Raw genomic sequence first — 19,000 nt, 5'->3', positions numbered from 1 at the left:
AGTCGAATTCCTTAAGCTTGTTCTACGTTGTCAGTTTGAGCTGCCGCATTGACGACTTTCGCTTCAAACTCACCACGGAAATGTTTGAGTGCACCCATGAGTGGCTCCATTGCACCTGGCGCATGCGCACAGAAAGTTTTACCGATCCAAAGCTTACGTGTCAGCTCTTGTAAGTGATCGATATCTTCTTTCTTGCCTTCACCATTTTCGAGTGCTTTGAGCGCTTTCACAGCCCATGGCAAACCATCACGGCAAGGCGTACACCAGCCACATGATTCACGTGCAAAGAATTCTTCTAAGTTACGGGTTGCAGACACCATACATTGGGTTTCATCTACGACCATGAGTAAGCACGTTCCTAAACGTGAACCTGCTTTCATAATGCTTTCTGCATCCATTGGCAAATCGATATGCTCTGCCGCCAAGAAGTCAGTCGATGCACCACCCGGCAACCATGCTTTGAGCTTCAAGCCATCACGCATACCGCCTGCATATTCTTCAATCACTTCACGTGCAGTTGTACCAAATGGGAGTTCCCATAAACCAGGGAATTTTACTTTACCTGATGCACCATAAATCTTGGTACCTGGGTCTTTGGATTTATCTGCAGATAAAGCGATATACCACTCAGGACCGCGTAGCATAATTGCAGGTAAGTTGTTGTAAGTCTCTACGTTATTCACAATCGTAGGACGACCCCAAGCACCTGCAACTTGTGGGAATGGTGGTTTGGTACGTGGATTGGCACGACGACCTTCAAGTGAGTTAATTAATGCAGTTTCTTCACCACAAATATAACGCCCTGCACCTGTATGTACGTGTAACTCAAAGTTCCAACCTGTACCTAAGATGTTGTCACCCAAATAACCTTTAGCACGAATTTGCTCTAACGCTTCATTTAGGTATTGTGCAGCTTCGATGTACTCACCACGAATGAAGATATAGCCTTGAGTTGCCTCTAAGGTATAACCCGCAATCAACATTCCTTCGAGCAATTGATGTGGAAGTTTTTCCATCAACAAACGGTCTTTGAATGTCCCAGGTTCCATTTCATCAGCATTACAGATCAGATAACGAGGACCACCATCATTTGGCGCCATCAATGACCATTTAATCCCTGCTGGGAAACCCGCACCACCACGACCTTTTACGGTTGCAGCTTTAATCACTTCCAGCACTTCTGTTGGTTTCATACCCAGTGCTTTTTTGAAGCCTGCATAACCTTCGAGTGCTTCGTAATCGTCCGCACTGCGAACGAATTCCTGTTTGCTCAAGCGCCATGTTAATGGGTGAGTTTCTGGATTACCGTCGCCATAAATTGGTTTTGGTTCAGTATTCATACATACTTCTCCAATAATTGTTTCACAGAAGCTACTTCAACCAAACCATGAGTATCTTCATCAATCATCAAAGTTGGACCCTTGTCACAATTTCCTAAACAGCAAATTGGCAATAAAGTAAAACGACCATCAGCAGTGGTTTGACCATATTGGATGCCTAATTCACGTTGGAATGCTTCAGCCAAAGTTTCCGCCCCCATCAAGAAACATGCAATCGAATCACACAATAAAATCACATGACGACCCACAGGTTGACGGTAAATACGGTTATAGAACGTTGCAACACCTTCCAAATCCGCAACACTAATTGTCAACAACTGTGCAATCGCATTCAGTTGTGCATCATCCACCCAGCCATTACGGCGTTGTACACACTTCAAAGCATCCAAAGATGCTGCACGTGGGTACGGATAGTGACCCATGTGATGTTCAATTTCATGGATTTCTTCCGCAGTTAAAATCCCTTCAACATTCACACGTGGTTTTTTATCAGTCAAAATCATCATAATGCGTACCCCTTAGCGATCCACGTCAGCCATAACAACGTCAATCGTCGCTAAATAAATGATCAAGTCAGATACAAGACTGCCGTTAATCACAGAAGGAATTTGCTGTAAATGCGTGAAAGTTGGTGTGCGAATACGGGTACGATAACTCATCGTTGACTTATCTGAAGTCAGATAATAGTTTGACGCACCTTTTACCACTTCTGCCATCACAGACGCTTCACCTGCAGGCATTACAGGACCCCATGACACGCTCAAGAAGTGCGTAATCAAGGTTTCAATATCGTGCAAAGTCTTGTCTTTTGGTGGTGGAACTGCCAAAGGATGATCCGCTTTATAAGGACCAGAAGGCATATTATCCAAGCATTGTTTGACAATTTTTAATGACTCTTCGATTTCACGATAATGCACGATCACACGTGCATACGCATCACCCTCATATTCTAATGGCACTTCGAAATCATAGTTTTCGTAGCCACTATACGGGCGATATTTACGCACATCGAAATCAATACCTGTCGCACGTAAGCCAGTCCCTGTTACCCCCCAAGCCAATGCAGATTTTGCATCGTATTGCGCAACATTACGGGTACGACCAACAAACACTGAGTTTTTCAGTGCTGCTTTGTGATATTCCTTCAAACGCTTTGGTAACCAGTCTAAAATTTCGCGAATCAATTTTTGCCAGTTGTTTGGAAGATCGTGTGCTGTCCCACCAATACGGAACCATGCTGGATGCATACGGAAACCTGTGATCGCCTCAATCGCATCATAGATTTTTTGACGATCTGCAAACATATAGAATACTGGGGTCATACCGCCCGCATCCTGAATCGCAGTACCGATGTATAACAAGTGGTTATTGATACGGAACAATTCAGACAACATGACACGGATACATTGTGCACGATCAGGAACAGTGATTCCTGCCATTTGTTCCACACCCATCACATAAGGCATGTTTTGCGCACAACCACCTAAATAATCCACACGGTCTGTATAAGGAATGAATGAATGCCAAGTCTGACGTTCAGCCATTTTTTCCACACCACGGTGGTGATAACCGATATCAGGTACGCAGTCTTTCACTTCTTCACCATCTAACTGCAAGATGACACGGAACGCACCGTGCGCAGAAGGATGGTTTGGACCTAAGTTCAAGAACATAAAGTCTTCGTCTTTATTGCCCCGCTTTAAGCCCCAGTCCTCAGGAACAAAACGCAAATGTTCTTGTTCAAAGTCTTGTTTGGCTTTGTCCTGCATATACGGCGTATATTCAGTTGCACGTGCAGAATATTCTTTACGAAGTGGGTGACCTTCCCAATACGTTGGCAACAAAATACGACGAAGCATTGGATGCCCTTCGAAGTTAATGCCAAACATATCGTAAGCTTCACGTTCGTACCAATTGGCATTTGGCCAAATATTGGTTGCTGTTGGGATATTTAAATCACTATCACTCAACGCAACTTTAATACGAATATCACTATTACGCTCAAGCGATAACAAGTGATAGAACACAGTAAAGTCAGATGCAGGGAGTCCATCACGGTGTGTACGCATGCGTTCATCTACCGCTGACAAGTCAAATAGCATCACGTAAGGACGTGATACTGTACGCAAGTACATTAAAACTTCTTGTACACGTGCGCGCTCAACCCAGACCGTTGGAAAATCTTCAAACGTTGGTTGCACGTAAAAGTTCTCACCAAATTTGGTTTTGAGATCTTCTACAATCGCAAATGCTGGGCGTGAATCAACAGGAGTTGACTCTGGCATAGCAATTTCAGTTTCAGCCATTGGCTTGGCTTCCTATTTAATACAAATTCTGTCAAATTTCCCGATGATCATAGCCTTCAGCTATGTCAAACATTCATCAGAAAAAATTACTCAATTTCATCCATAGAGCGTAAGTTTTTCACTGCAATACGTTCAGCATTCTTACGATCACGTTCAGGCATCATCTTTGGCTTATACACTGGCTGAAGATCATCACCAATTACCGCAGAAAGTGGACGACGCTCTAACTGAATTTGGTCTTGCAATAACATCAATGCCTGAATTAAAGCTTCAGGACGAGGCGGGCAACCTGGAACATACACATCTACAGGAATGATTTTATCCACGCCTTGTACGACTGAATAAATGTCGTACATACCACCAGAGTTTGCACAAGCACCCATTGAGATCACCCATTTAGGTTCAAGCATTTGCTCGTACAAACGTTGAATCACAGGCGCCATTTTTACAAAGCATGTGCCTGCAACAATCATCAAGTCAGCCTGACGTGGAGAAGCACGAATAACCTCAGCACCAAAACGTGATAAATCATGCACACCTGTTAAGGTTGTTGCATATTCCACATAACAGCAAGAAGTACCAAAGTTAAAAGGCCATAATGAGTTTTTACGCCCCCAGTTCACAGCTGTATGTGCCAAGTCCTCTAAACGAGTCATAAACACATTTTTATTCACTTCTTCTTCAAGCGGATCTGTGACGATCTGACGCTCTTGAAGTGGATATTGATCAGCGTCTGGATTCGCACGGGTTAAAGTATATTTCATGCCCGACTTACTCCTTGTTCAGTGACATAGTCGGTGTTTTTGATTTCACACGACCAGATGATTGAGCTGGAATCATACCAGTAGGGTCAGTAACCAACTCTTCAATAGAATTAAAGCGGGTGATTTCTGCAAGATCCATATTTGGTGAACCTACTTTAGCTTTAATTCCTGCTGCTTTACGTTTATCAGAAGGTGACCAGTTTAAAGCCCCTGTAGATAATTCATAAACCAAACCAACAAGTAAAACTAAAATAAATACAGCAGCGGCTGCAAAACCTATCCATCCCACTTCACGAACAGAGTTTGCCCATGCATAGAGGTAAAGCGCCTCTAAATCGAAGACGACAAAGAAGATTGCAACCAAATAGAATTTTGCAGATAAGCGGATACGTGCACCACCAGCACCTACCACACCAGATTCAAATTGCTCTTGCTTAGCACGCCCCCATGCTTTACCCCCAAGGAGTAAAGGGACTGTGAGCATAAAGACACATAGAAATGTAACACCGATCACGAAGGCAATAATTGCCCAATCGTATGGAGTAATGGCACTCATGCGGGGATAACTCCTGGCAGGCCTATTATTAACAAAGAATGTATGTATTGGCCTAAAAATACACCAAACACAAAATAAATCTGAACAATTGTACCCGATTGCTATCATCTGTTGCTAGTTTATAGCTATAAGTCTTTCAGATGATTTTTTAATCTTTTAGGGTATTGACACACATTTCGCACAGATATCCCCTAGATCAATCGTATTCTCAAATAAAAAACAATATTTTTATAAGTTTTTTCAAAAAAACAGCTGTAATTCATGTTTTTTAAATTTAAATCAGTTACTTAATACTTTATTTTTCATTTTTAACAATATGCTTTATCAAGTATTTCGATATTATCTTGATCATTTTCACAGAATTTGTTTAAAAACATCTATTGAAAATATTTTGTTACATTGTTCAAGGCAAGAAAGCTCACCGCCCCACAAAGAACAATAAAAATATCTTAATACGATAAATTAAACCTAATAAAAACTATTTCACCCTAAATAATAAGCATTATTATCATCAACACAAACATATGAATGATTTAAACACTGAATAGCCCCTTCAATATAATTTTATTTCCTACTTCTCACCTACCTTCAATTTAACCAAATCACATTTTCTAAAAAATAATTAAAAAATTTAAAGCTTTATTTTTTCATTTTTCAAATCCATAACAACCATTAATAAAGTTTATACAATTCATTAAGTTATTCTGTGTATGCTAGTAATCAATAATAAGGAGTACAACCAATGAGCATGAACTTTGCACATAAACCAAACTATTTTTTATTTGCTCAATTATTAATACGTCATGTTGAGGGGTATATCAAAAAGCATCCTGATGCAAATAATGCGATTTTTGACTTACGTGATATTTACGAATTGTTCCGTCAAGATTTGGCTTCAACCACAACTAATTTAGATGGCATCTTAAATATTGCAGATGAATACACTGTGGATACCATCAACGGTGATCAAAAAATTATCAGTCAATATAAAATTGATGCTGAACAAAATAGCTTACTGATTGATTTTAATGCTGATGCCTTACAAGCACTAAGAGATGGTAAGCAAATCATTGCACCTGATGCGACTTTACACCAATAGTCTTATAAGTATGATTGAATAAAGTAATTCTATAAAAAAAAGCACCAAAATTATGGTGCTTTTTTATATTATTTTAAAAAGATTATTTAGCTTTTGGTTTCATTCTTTTTGCAGGCCAAGACATTTTAAAACGCGCGCCACCCAATGTTGGACTCTCATCAACCTCAATCGTTCCACCAAACCAGTATGCGATACGACTCACAATCGAAAGCCCTAAACCATACCCCCCTGAAGCACGGGTACGACTATCATCTAAGCGTGCAAAAGCTTCAAAGATACGTTTACGATCCTCTTCGGCAATACCAGGCCCATCATCCTCAACGCAAACGTATGCCATGCCTGTATTCGCATCAATCCCACCACTGATACTAATCCGATCATCACAATAACGGATCGCATTCCCAACCAAGTTTTGCACGACACGATGCAAATAACGACGCTCTGCTTCCACCACGATATCATTCGCCAATGGCACCAGATGAATTTCTTTTTGTGTTTTTAACGCTTCTGTTTCTACAGCGACTTGATCTAATACATCAATTAAAACGATTTTTTCAAAATCTAACGATGGCGTACCTTGCTCTAGTTTGGCATAGGTCATGATTTCATCAATCAAAGTATTAAGTGCTTCAATATCTTTATCAATCATTTCCATTTGTTGCAGACGGTATTCATAATCATCCTCATCCGCTAGCATTTCCATACCAAAACGAATCCGTGCTACAGGCGTACGTAGCTCATGTGATACTGCCCGCATCAATTCACGTTGCGCCTCAATAAGACGCTGAATATGATCTGACATGCTGTTATAACTGGTTGCCAAACTTGCCAACTCATCATGTCCTTCTACAGGTACACGATGCGACATATCTCCTGTTTTCATAACATCTAAAGCATCATTCACCAGCTTTAATTTACGTTGCATTGGGACAATTAAGCCATAAACGCCTAAACACAGTAAAAACATACTGAGTAAAGTAATACCAGCCGCAAGTTTAACTGGCATCCAGTTGAACATTGGGACTGGACCAATCACAAGGGCTTCACTTGGGGAGTTTGGCAAGGGTGAAACGATAGAAAGTGTTGTTCCACGTGCAGTAGCACTGTCTCGCCATAAAATTACCGATTGATCAGAACGCAATCGCCCCAGCTGTTCAGGATCAAGGTTTAACTCGGAAACTTTTTCTAATGAAACATTATAGTAAAAATGTTCTTGTATTTTTTTTAGATATTCTTGTTCTTGACCTGGATAATAAACAAGATAATCCATGATAAAGACAGGTAAAGCACGCATTTGTCTTTCAGCAAACTGATCCACTTTGACATATAAGTAATGCTTTGGATCATTCCGAATCCCTAAGACCAAATATGCTACACCATGTTCTGCATCATAGCGTACAACCGCTTTTTGACTCTCTATACGCTTGTTTTCAGTTCTAGATAACTCAACTTTATTGGCATCTACATAATGAATAGGCAGTTCAAGCAAATCAGAAGCATCTGAAATCCAGTCTGCTCTTTGTTGGTCTGTTTGTTGTCGTGCCACACCCTCACTAATAACATAAGAAATACCGTCTGTGAGAGATTCACGATATTCTTGTGCACGTTGATAGTTGATAATTTGCACCAGCAAATAACCAAACAATGCAACCAAGACGACAAGAATAACTAATCCTGCGTAAATACGCAGGAATATGCTGTGTTTTGACACGAAAACGACCTTAATCTAGCGCTATATTTCCTAGAGGAAAATAGCATTACATCCCATTCGTTTCTTTAACAAATAGGTAACCTTTACTACGTACCGTTTTAATACGTTTTGGATTTTCAGGATCATCGCCGATTTTTGGGCGAATACGTGAGATACGCACATCGATTGAACGGTCTTGACCATCATATTCAATTCCACGAAGACGTTCAAAAATATCTTCACGTGACAAAATACGTCCAGCATTTGATGCCAGTAGCCATAAAAGGTCATATTCAGCACTGGTGAAATCAACCAACTCACCATTTAAGGTCACTGAACGACCACCATTATCAATGACCAAGTCATCAAACTCGATACGCTGTGCAACTTCATCCTCAGGTGCTTTATCTGTACGACGCAACAATGCACGGATACGCGCTAGCAGTACACGCGGCTGTACAGGTTTAGCCACATAGTCATCCGCGCCCATTTCCAAACCAAGAACTTGATCCATATCTTCTGTACGTGCTGTCAACATCAAAATCGGTTGATGATAATGTGGACGAACTTCACGGCACACTGTTAAACCATCTGCACCTGGCAACATCACATCCAATACGACCATATCTGGCTGTTCTGCAATAATACGACGAATCGCACGGTTGCCGTCTGGTTCTACCCCAACTTCAAGTCCATTACGGATCAAATACTCTTGAGTCAAACGTGCTAAACGCTCATCATCTTCAACGATTAAAATTTTTGGTAACTTTTCTTCTTGGCTCATTCATATGCCCCTTATTTAATTTGGTATCTGCGTACAAATCTCGCAGATTCAACACGCTATGTTTTGCAATATACACACGTTTACATTGTAAACAAGACCCCATTCACCAAACTGATACACGACAGTAGCATTTTGTTATATTTTTACTAGTCATTGAATTGTCGACCATTTTCATGGATAAAATCACGTTTTTTTTAATTGTTTAAATTTCTTGTGATTTAAAAGTACGTTTTCTATACAAAATATTTCATTGTTCACATTCTGTCTCTTTAAACCTACTGTTTTTAGTTATCCACAAGGTTATCTATAAGCAGCTTTACTAGAGTTTGTTATGCTATGCCCTTGTCTAATAAGGCATATATAACAAGCTCACAAGAGCACCTCAATATTTCAATTTTTTCTTGCTGTAGTGAGAAAAAAATTTATCGAAATGTCAATATTGATCTCCCCTAATTTTTACCGTATCTTGTGTCCTAAGTTAAATTAAACCACTAAGTATTGTGTTTAGTCCTTAAATATCGCAACTACATATCCGACGATATTCGTGCGATTCAAATGGTCCATAAACATAACAATGATGACAATGGAGCTACGCTGACAATGAACGCCATGACTACCCCAGGTCAACTTCAAGTGATTAAACGCACTGGTGATGTTGCCCCGTTTGATGCAGAAAAAATTGCTGTCGCAATTGGCAAAGCTTTTTTGGCAGTTGAGGGTCAACAAAGTGCCGATTCAAGCCGTATTCATGACCGTATTACACAACTCACAGAAATGGTCTTAAATACTTTTAATCGTCGTTTACCATCAGGTGGCACAATCCACATTGAAGAAATTCAAGATCAAGTTGAACTGGCTTTGATGCGTACAGGTGAGCAAAAAGTTGCTCGTTCTTATGTCATCTACCGTGAACAACGTGCCGAAGCACGTAAGCAAATGGGTGCTCATCATCACCCAACGCTACAAATCACAGATGCGAATGGTCAGCTTCAGCCTCTAGATTTGGGCAAACTTCAAGCCACAATTGAAAAAGCAAGTGAAGGCTTAGAAGGCATTAATGTTCAAGCCATTGTCGATGAAACAGTTAAAAACTTATACAACGGTGTAAAACAGTCTGACATCTCGACTACTATGATGATGGCGACACGTACCCGTATTGAACAAGAACCTAATTATACTTATGTGACTGCACGTTTATTGCGTGACAATTTGGTTGCGACAGGTTTAGAGTTTTTAGGTTTGGCTGCTGATACTTTAGAAAATGACGCTTTAGAAACCTACTTAAACAAAGGTGTTGAATTAGAGCTTCTTTCTGCTGATCTACTAAATTTTGACCTTAAAAAATTGGCTGATGCGATCAAACCTGAACGTTCAAACCAATTTACTTATTTAGGTCTACAAACTTTGTTTGACCGCTATTTCATCCATTCTGATGGTGTACGTTTCGAACTACCGCAATTGTTCTTCATGCGTGTTTCGATGGGTCTTGCGCTCAATGAAGATGATAAAGAGCAACGTGCTATCGAATTCTATGACTTATTGTCTAGCTTCGACTATATGGCATCTACCCCAACATTATTTAACTCAGGGACTTTACGTCCGCAGTTATCAAGCTGTTACTTAACCACCATCCAAGATGATCTATATGACATCTATGGTGCGATGCGTGACAATGCGCTACTTTCTAAATGGGCAGGTGGTTTAGGCAATGACTGGACACCAGTACGTGCTTTGAACTCATACATCAAAGGGACAAACGGTAAATCTCAAGGTGTTGTGCCATTCCTTAAAGTTGCCAATGATACTGCCGTTGCGGTAAACCAAGGTGGTAAACGTAAAGGTGCGGTGTGTGCATACCTTGAAACTTGGCACTTGGATATTGAAGAATTCTTAGAGCTGCGTAAAAACACAGGTGATGACCGCCGGCGTACCCATGACATGAACACTGCGAACTGGGTTCCAGACTTGTTCATGCAACGTGTATTTGAAGATGCTGAATGGACGTTATTTACACCTTCTGAAACGCCAGATCTGCATGATTTAACAGGTGCAGCATTTGCTGAACGCTATGCGTACTACGAAGGCATTGCCAAAGAACAAAACTTGCTACATAAGAAAATCCGTGCAAAAGACTTATGGCGTAAAATGTTATCAATGTTATTTGAAACAGGTCATCCATGGATCACATTCAAAGACGTATGTAACCTACGCTCACCACAACAACATGTAGGTGTAGTGCATTCTTCTAACTTATGTACAGAAATCACCCTAAATACAGATAAAGACGAAATCGCAGTATGTAACTTAGGTTCAATTAACCTTGTACAACACGTACAGGGTGGTGTATTAGACCGTGAAAAGTTAGCACGTACCATCAAAACAGCAGTACGTATGCTCGACAACGTGATCGACATTAACTACTACGCTGTTCCACAAGCGAAAAATTCAAACTTGAAACATCGCCCTGTGGGTATGGGCATCATGGGCTTCCAAGATGCTTTATACGAAATGAAACTTGCGTATGGCTCTGATGCAGCAGTTGATTTTGCTGATGAATCTATGGAGGTGATCAGCTACTACGCAATCCAGACTTCTAGCGACTTAGCTGTTGAACGTGGTGTGTATTCAACATTTAAAGGCTCATTGTGGGATCAAGGTATCCTCCCAATCGACTCTTTAGACATCGTTGCAAAATCACGCCCTGAACGTATGTTCGAAGTAGATCGTACACAACGTTTGGACTGGGATACTCTACGTGCCAAAGTTCAAAAAGATGGTATGCGTAACTCAAACGTGATGGCAATTGCACCAACTGCAACAATTTCAAATATTTGTGGTGTTTCTCAGTCGATCGAGCCAACCTTCCAAAACCTATATGTGAAATCTAACCTTTCTGGTGAATTCACAGTGATCAACCCGTACCTAGTACGTGCGTTAAAAGATCGTGGTCTATGGGACTCAGTAATGGTCAATGACTTGAAACACTTCGAAGGTTCAGTACAAAAAATTGCCCGTATTCCTGAAGAATTAAAAGCAATTTTTGCTACAGCGTTTGAAGTTGAACCGCGTTGGATCGTAGACGCAGCATCACGTCGTCAAAAATGGATCGACCAAGCACAGTCACTTAACCTTTACATCTCTGGTGCGAATGGTAAAAAGCTTGACCTAACCTATAAAATGGCATGGTTACGTGGTCTTAAAACAACCTACTACCTGCGTGCATTGGGTGCGACATCTGCTGAGAAATCAACCATTAATACTGGTGCATTAAACGCAGTTAAACCAACAACGGTTGCTGCTCCTGTTGCAGAAGCGAAACCTACTGCGCCTGCTGAGGAAGATGGTTTTTCAAATGCAGCGCCAGTACCACAAGCATGCTCAATCGACAATCCTGATTGTGAGGCTTGTCAGTAATTTTTTAATCCTCCCCGACCCTCCTTTTTCAAAGGAGGGAGAAAATCCCCCTTAACAAAGGGGGATTTAGGGGGATTATAAATTTAGGCAATAAAAAAGCCCTCTAGCGTCGGCAAAACTAACTAGAAGGCTTTCAATCTCGACGTGATACCAAGATGGTCACAACGAGGCTGGCATATGTGAATGCGATGCTGATTCTAGCACTGAATTATCTTTCGAGCCAGTAACAGTCATCTTGATTTTTGTATCAATGAGGTACTTGCTCATGGCAAATAAAATGGCTCGAAGTGCAATCACAGGTCAATATGTAACTTTGGAATATGCAAAAAAGCATCCCAAAACTACAGTGATTGAGACAGTAAAGCCAACTAAATCATCTAAAAAATGATTTAAAAACTTGAACTTTCATTTTTAAAGTTCTCAAGACCCAAAAGGACTAAGAGATGTTTCATTTAAGTCATAACTATGAGTTAGGCGTAATTGCACTAATCTTAGCCTTTTTAATTTTTTATGTGCCTGCGCTCTACGCATTTTTTGCCATTCGTAAGCAACAAAAACGTAAGCACCATAAATGATTGAAGTATTTGTTCTTTCGAACAAGAACAAAACAATGATTGGTAAAACTTAATTTTACTTACACAAATTGAGCGTATAGTGGGATATCTCAAGTTGAGATGTCTAAATAAAAGATATAAAGCAACGAAGAGAGAATTGATATGTCTATCCTAAGTTGGGACGATTTTGAAGATGATGAACCGAAACAAGCTGCACAAGCTCACCAGCCTGCGCCCGTCGAACCGAAAAAAACGACTGATTCGCAAGTGGTACCTGATGCACAGCAATCATCGCAGAATTTGGCAACTGCACAATCCACTGGAACCCATTCAACACGATCAACAAATCCAACCGATTCGTTGGCAAGAGCATCTGACGCTTTAGAAAAATTAGACGTAGCACCTGGCTTAGAAGAGCTGGAAATGGGTGCGCAGCGTGTCCAAGTTGATGATAAAGCGATGATCAACTGCCGTGCTGACTTAAACCAACTTGTACCATTCAAATACGAATGGGCTTGGCAAAAATATCTTGATGGATGTGCAAACCACTGGATGCCACAAGAAGTCAATATGAACCATGACATCGCACTTTGGAAGTCTGAAAATGGTTTAACTGAAGATGAACGTACCATTGTAATGCGTTCACTTGGTTTCTTCTCAACTGCGGATTCATTGGTTGCAAACAACTTGGTACTTGCGATTTACCGTCATATTACCAATCCAGAATGTCGCCAATATATTTTACGTCAAGCATTTGAAGAAGCAATTCATACCCATGCTTACCAATACTGTATCGAATCTTTAGGTATGGACGAAGGCGAAGTCTTCAACATGTACCGTGAAGTTCCATCAGTTGCACGTAAAGCAGCATGGGGCTTGAAATATACGCAGTCTTTAAGTGATCCTACATTTAAAACAGGAACACCTGAGAATGATCAAATCTTACTGCGTAACTTGATCGCATTCTATTGTGTACTTGAAGGGATCTTCTTCTACTGTGGTTTCAGCCAAATCTTGTCAATGGGTCGTCGTAACAAGATGAATGGTGTTGCTGAACAGTTCCAATACATCTTACGTGATGAATCGATGCACTTGAACTTTGGTATCGACATGATCAACCAAATCAAGATCGAAAATCCACACCTTTGGACAGCTGAGTTCCAAGAAGAAATTATTCAAATGATTCTTGAAGGCACAGTACTTGAGATCGAATATGCGCGTGACACCATGCCTCGTGGCGTATTGGGTATGAATGCTGCAATGATGGAAGAGTACTTGAAATTCATTTGTAACCGTCGCTTAGCGCAACTAGGACTACCTGAACAGTTCTCAGGAGTGAACAATCCATTCCAGTGGATGTCGGAAATGATGGACTTGCGTAAAGAGAAGAATTTCTTTGAAACACGTGTCACTGATTATCAAACTGGTGGTGCATTAAGTTGGTAAGTTAAGTCGCTGAATGACAGATAATGCGAGATTTTTGACACATATTTCAAGACTGTTACAAATTTAATCAGCTATGCTAAAGCATAAAAAATAGAGCCTAATGGCTCTATTTTTTCATTCCGTATTTTTTCTTGTTTCTTTTATTTTAGTTTTCTCGAAAACTCTTGTTCCATTTTTCCAACATACGCCCTCAACCCTTACCCATGAAACATTTCCATTACTTCCTTTGAGCCAAGCCCCCCTTTCAGAGAGATAGATAGATATAAAAGTTTTATCTTCGTTAAAGAATTTTTCCGCAGCTTTATAATTCAACAAAGTACATGTATTTGCCTCAAAACTAATATTCCTTATTACTACATTACCTTCATGGTCATCCCATGTTAAAGAGTCTTTATTAAAATTAAGATTTAGTTCATGACAAACCCAAGGTGTAGGCAAATTTAAATTGACACCATCTGATATGGATGCATCTAAATGAGATTCCCAGATGAAATTATTTAAACACCGAGCATAACTGGCATTTTCTGGCACATTCCATGATGAGGTTTCAAATTTGTTTTGATCCCATGTATTTCGCCAAGGATTCTCTAAAAAGTAAGCTTGGTCAGTTATATCTGGAATGTATGTATCGATACCTCTAAGACCTTTATCTAAAATAAAATTTGCAATTGAGCTAGCTTGAGATTTATTAGCTAAGACAGTAACAAGAAATCTAAATTCTTCACGTCTTAACCCATGCATACCAACTCCCTCAGGATACTTCTCTTTTACAGATTGGTGCTCATAGAGTACTAACCATTTTTCACCATTTTTACACTGCCTAAAGGGCAATTTATTAATATTTAAAGTGAGATCCTTGTTAAAAGGGAATTCAAGCAAATCTTTTTCATCTGTATTTTCCAAAGTTATAAAAGGTTCAAATTCCTGCATATCTTTAACTTTATTACTACTTAACTGTTGTAAATCAAATAAAATAGTTGGATCAATGTCTCTTTGAAATCCAAGAGATAATGGATTGACGTATACTCTTGGTACACTCTCCGAGTAATCCTCACTTATCCAAAAATTATCGGCTAATCGGGAAAGTAATTCCTCTAGTGCTAACCACTGATATTTTTTACCTACTCTTTCTGTCAAAGCACGTTGTCGAGAGGAATCCCCCATACTTCTATCACGGGGGAAAAGTTTAGCTGTCCAACCATATCTATAGGCTCTATAAGCTACCCAATTACAAACTAAATTTTTATCAAATCCTCTTTCATCTAGAGGATCCCTATCATTACTGAATAGCAAAGGAATTATTTCAAATGCTTCTGCTTTTAATCGATCATTTAATAGCTTTAAAAATTTATCTTTCTGGATTTTCTTATCTATTTCCCATTGTATTAGCTTCTCCTGAGGTACAGCAGGAGACTCTTTGAATATATCCTCTATACTTGAAATTCCATATTGATAAGGATTAAGTACCCGCTGTAATTCTTCAAACTCTTTTGAAATTTTGCCACCTAAACCTTGAATGACATTACTAAAATTTGAAATTCTCTGACGTTTGGTTAAAGAAACTTTTTTTGTCAAAGGTACTTTAATAAACTCTCTCACTCTTGGCCAAATTTCATAATTTGAGAAATCTCCCATATTCTGAGCAGCCGACCAAAAAATTGCCTCACAACCAGAGTATTTAGCTAATCTTTCAATCTTATTCTTAGTGATATTGAATTTTGGCTTAGGAGAGTTATAAGGAGGTTTAGCAATATTTAAATTAATATCGCTATCAAGACAACCTAGATAATCTCCCAATTCAATGACACCTAAAGCATAATCTCGAAGGAGTGTCCCATAAGGCGGAGTATTATTGAAAAAAATTAAATCGAAAATTTTTCTTGAATATCTATTGATTACGCAAGTATCAGAATTTATACAACATGCTCCATATGCTGCTGCTAAAAGTCTCTCGAGAATATAAAGGTCATCAACCTTTATAAAATTATCTAAAAGCTGTGGAAATAAATCTGGATTTATACAAAATAATTGAGTTAAAGATTTTGTTGCATTATCACGAATTGATCTATTACTTGAAGAAAAAATCCAACATATAGCTAAGCTAGCCAAATACTGGTTATACGTTTTAATGCCACGTTGTTGGCCTTTCAAACACCAATCTAACAAAATACCTACTGTTGAATCACTTTCACTTGACTGCTGATTAACCCATACGGTCCAAAATGAATCCCTTACAGGCATGCTCAATGGCAGTAACTTCGAGTTCAAGAACTCAGCATTCCAAGGATGATCAGCTGTAGAAATTTTAATTAAAACATCTAGTGGGTCTTGATAAGTTAATTTATTGAGTAGTTCGCGAGATCTATCAAAGAAAGCATCTCTTGAACGCCATTGTATACTATCAACGAAAGATTCTTGAATATCCCATTCGTCCCACCAATTACTATTTACTGTGGAAGGAAGAACATCAACTAATTCTAGTTGATGCTTTTCAGGCAATATAAATGCTAAAGCAGAAAATAACCCTCTCCAATTCCAATTTATTACTCCATTTTCAAAAAGAAATTGATTATCAGAAAACTCAAACATCTTATGAATATTTGTTTGGCATTCTATAAATTTCTCAGCCATGAAGTGATCTTGAAAACGTTGGAAAGTAAATCTAATAACATGATCACTATCAAATTCATCTAATTTATTAGGGTTAGGATCATTTCTTAAGAGGCCATTATTTAAAAACACATCTAACCACGAACTTTCAGTTCTTAAGATGACTTGATGAAAAGTTTGATTAACTAAGCCATGACATTCATCAATCGATAAATAATCACGACGCATTAAAAACATTTGACCAGCTAAGCTTTTAAGAGTTCGACCAAATAATTGCCATAAACTACTAGTTATTGATTCCTTATTTTCTATATATTTAGAAATACTTTCCATATAGTATCTAAGCAATTTCGTCGAACCCTGTAATCCAGTAGGAATTTCTGTTTGGTTATTCTGTTTTAATGAGTTACAAAGTGACCTTAAAAATAAGGGATTAACAAACTCGGGGGCTAACCAAGGAGTGCTTGGTCTAGCAATATTAAACTTATCTAAATAAACTTTAGCTGCATTCACTTGTTCCTCATAAGTTGAAAAACCTTTTATTTCAAAAGTAGGGTGACATTTTCTTAAACTCTCAGATACCGCTAAGTGAAAATATTCTTTTCTACATGAAACAATACAACACAAGTTCTTATATTTTTTCAACTTGGATAAAAAAATAGACAAATTATTTGACCAAAATCTACATCCTATGCCTTCATTAATAGCATCAATTGTAATGAGCGATTTTCGGCGATTTACTTTCCCAGCTACGTCCATAGCTGATAAAAAATCATCTAGAGTAAAATCTGGTAATTCCAATATTTTTGAAATCTGTATTCCAAAAGCCTCATCGTTGAAATTTTGACCTAGCATAAGGATAGCAGGATGATTTTCTTTAAGTGCACTTAATGTTCCTTTTGCTAGAAGATGACTTTTTCCAGTTCCTGCTGATCCATGAATTAAAGCAACGTTACTATTGATACATTTAAAATATTTATTATTAATTAGACTTTTAAAGTCATTTAAAATTCCCTCAAGGTAACTGAGATTTTGGTAGATTTGCCTTAAACTATAATAGTTTTCATGCTTATGGTTATACCCAAATATATTCTCCAATTGCACTACTATGTTTAAAAAGTTGGAAGTCAAATCAGACCACTTATTTATATCCCAATGGTTGTACTCCGATACATTAATTTCATCGAATATTTTTAGAAAATCACTCTTATGCTGGTAAATTTTAGTTATTAATTGTTCATCAAAAGTAAAATTGTTTACCTTGTATAAAACTTGGGTTAAGAACTCCCAATTATAAATTTTTTCTTTAAAAGCATATACTTGATTAAAAATATCTTCAGATCTTGAAAGAGCATGAAATACCATCTCAACTTCAACATTAACATGGTGCTCTGGTGTGTAACGCTCATCTAAAGTAGCTAAAGATTCATCTAATTTAGTTCTAAACCATTCAGGAGTTAAAGAAGTTTTTCCAAAAAAATATTTGACTAAACCCGCATATTCTGGCTGCATTAATCGACTAGAAAGTTCACTTGCGGTCCATATCTCGAACTCGACTGATTCGCCAGAAGGCTTTTTATATTTATCACTCCATTGTTTACTCCAATTTTTCCAATGCTCCCATCCTGTCTTTCCTCGCTTACCTGTTACATCAGTCAAATCACATGCAACAGCAATAACATATTTGGTTAACTTTGAATGATTATTAAAAGCTTCCTCTACAGATCCATTGATTTGAGACCAATCAATTCCGCCACTCTTAAGAAAGTACTTGGCTTGATACCCAATTTTTTCTCCAGTCTCAAGTAACCAATAAGCCTCAAGTCCCCCATCACCACCAGCACCTTCAACTCTTCTAAACTCATTAAAGCCAGTAAATTGTTCTAATTGAGCTAGTTGACACATAAGCTCTTCAAATGCACCTCTCGGTCCACTTGCATCAATTGATTTAATAGAAGAAAAATCAAACATAAAACTCTCTTAAAACAACTTAATATACTGTTTATACTATATAAATTAAATTTCAGGCTCAAAGTAAATATTTTAAATTTCTCTCTGAATAGCCAACAATACTCTACCGCATATAAAGAAGGAAAGGATTAAAGGGAGGAGCTACAAAGTATATAGAATGAAATATGCTGTGTTTGATTAAATTGAGATGTTTGCAATTGGGCTACTAGGCATCATTCGATTTTCCACGAGATGAGACAAAAGCATTTAAGGTAACGTCAAAATGAGGCTATCTCATGTCTAGGATATTGGGAGCAGTCCAATGCTTAGAGTTATTGAATCTAAAAATCTCGTAATAACAAGCCTTATGTTGTGTGACGATTGTGCGACACATAAACTGTCATGGTGTTTTTCTAGGGTTGTGATGTGGGTATAACTCTATGAGTTTTTTATTTATTAATGCATTAACTTGGTCATATCCACGTTC

At 38.5% G+C, this 19,000-nt stretch carries 13 protein-coding genes; 5 read left to right on the top strand and 8 right to left on the bottom strand.

Annotated features, from left to right (window positions below; all coding sequences use genetic code 11):
- Positions 1-11 precede the first annotated feature (11 nt).
- The 5 genes from nuoF to ndhC all read right to left on the bottom strand — a co-directional run bounded on the left by nuoF (position 12) and on the right by ndhC (position 4,966).
- Entirely contained in the window at positions 12-1,340 is a 1,329-nt protein-coding gene (nuoF, locus tag DJ533_RS06305; protein WP_065993684.1) for an NADH-quinone oxidoreductase subunit NuoF, read from the bottom strand.
- Positions 1,337-1,846, bottom strand: coding sequence for an NADH-quinone oxidoreductase subunit NuoE (gene nuoE / locus DJ533_RS06300; protein ID WP_065993685.1), 510 nt, complete (start codon positions 1,844-1,846; stop codon positions 1,337-1,339). Before nuoE ends, nuoF begins: the two co-directional genes overlap by 4 nt.
- A gap of 12 nt (positions 1,847-1,858) precedes the next feature.
- Positions 1,859-3,646 (bottom strand): NADH-quinone oxidoreductase subunit C/D, encoded by a 1,788-nt coding sequence (gene nuoC, locus DJ533_RS06295; protein ID WP_065993686.1) that lies wholly within the window; start codon positions 3,644-3,646, stop codon positions 1,859-1,861.
- 86 nt (positions 3,647-3,732) lie between these two features.
- On the bottom strand, positions 3,733-4,410 hold the full coding sequence (locus tag DJ533_RS06290; protein ID WP_065993687.1) for a NuoB/complex I 20 kDa subunit family protein: 678 nt from the start codon (positions 4,408-4,410) through the stop codon (positions 3,733-3,735).
- Between the two features lie 7 nt (positions 4,411-4,417).
- Positions 4,418-4,966 carry an NADH-quinone oxidoreductase subunit A gene (gene ndhC, locus DJ533_RS06285; RefSeq protein WP_065993688.1) on the bottom strand — a complete coding sequence of 183 codons (549 nt, stop codon included), beginning with the start codon at positions 4,964-4,966 and terminating at the stop codon, positions 4,418-4,420.
- A gap of 742 nt (positions 4,967-5,708) precedes the next feature.
- Here ndhC and DJ533_RS06280 point away from each other — a divergent pair.
- Complete coding sequence (locus DJ533_RS06280; RefSeq protein WP_065993689.1) at positions 5,709-6,065, top strand: hypothetical protein; 357 nt, start codon at positions 5,709-5,711, stop codon at positions 6,063-6,065.
- A gap of 82 nt (positions 6,066-6,147) precedes the next feature.
- Here DJ533_RS06280 and bfmS read toward each other — a convergent pair whose 3' ends face one another.
- Together bfmS and bfmR are read right to left on the bottom strand one after the other, a co-directional pair.
- The gene (gene bfmS / locus DJ533_RS06275; RefSeq protein ID WP_065993690.1) at positions 6,148-7,776 is read right to left on the bottom strand and encodes a sensor histidine kinase BfmS; all 1,629 of its coding nucleotides are present in this window, start codon (positions 7,774-7,776) and stop codon (positions 6,148-6,150) included.
- A 46-nt stretch (positions 7,777-7,822) separates the two neighbouring features.
- Complete coding sequence (gene bfmR, locus DJ533_RS06270; RefSeq protein ID WP_065993691.1) at positions 7,823-8,539, bottom strand: response regulator transcription factor BfmR; 717 nt, start codon at positions 8,537-8,539, stop codon at positions 7,823-7,825.
- Between the two features lie 600 nt (positions 8,540-9,139).
- On the opposite strand from bfmR, the gene DJ533_RS06265 reads away from it, so the two are divergent.
- The 4 genes from DJ533_RS06265 to DJ533_RS06255 all read left to right on the top strand — a co-directional run bounded on the left by DJ533_RS06265 (position 9,140) and on the right by DJ533_RS06255 (position 13,953).
- Positions 9,140-11,953, top strand: coding sequence for a ribonucleoside-diphosphate reductase subunit alpha (locus tag DJ533_RS06265; protein WP_065993692.1), 2,814 nt, complete (start codon positions 9,140-9,142; stop codon positions 11,951-11,953).
- A gap of 265 nt (positions 11,954-12,218) precedes the next feature.
- A complete protein-coding gene (locus tag DJ533_RS19055) occupies positions 12,219-12,341 on the top strand; it encodes a hypothetical protein (protein ID WP_267285739.1) in 123 nt (40 codons plus the stop codon).
- A 55-nt stretch (positions 12,342-12,396) separates the two neighbouring features.
- Positions 12,397-12,528: a preprotein translocase subunit YajC gene (locus tag DJ533_RS06260; protein ID WP_081406093.1), complete on the top strand. Its 132-nt coding sequence runs from the start codon at positions 12,397-12,399 to the stop codon at positions 12,526-12,528.
- 141 nt (positions 12,529-12,669) lie between these two features.
- Entirely contained in the window at positions 12,670-13,953 is a 1,284-nt protein-coding gene (locus DJ533_RS06255; protein ID WP_065993693.1) for a ribonucleotide-diphosphate reductase subunit beta, read from the top strand.
- 114 nt (positions 13,954-14,067) lie between these two features.
- Here DJ533_RS06255 and DJ533_RS06250 read toward each other — a convergent pair whose 3' ends face one another.
- A complete protein-coding gene (locus DJ533_RS06250) occupies positions 14,068-18,534 on the bottom strand; it encodes an NACHT domain-containing protein (protein ID WP_065993694.1) in 4,467 nt (1,488 codons plus the stop codon).
- Positions 18,535-19,000: the final 466 nt, after the last annotated feature.

The organism is Acinetobacter defluvii, from assembly GCF_001704615.3.
In the GTDB taxonomy this organism is placed as follows: Bacteria; Pseudomonadota; Gammaproteobacteria; order Pseudomonadales; family Moraxellaceae; genus Acinetobacter; species Acinetobacter defluvii.
The sequence above is the reverse complement of the archived record's forward strand: the minus strand, read 5'-3'. Positions and strand labels throughout refer to the sequence as shown.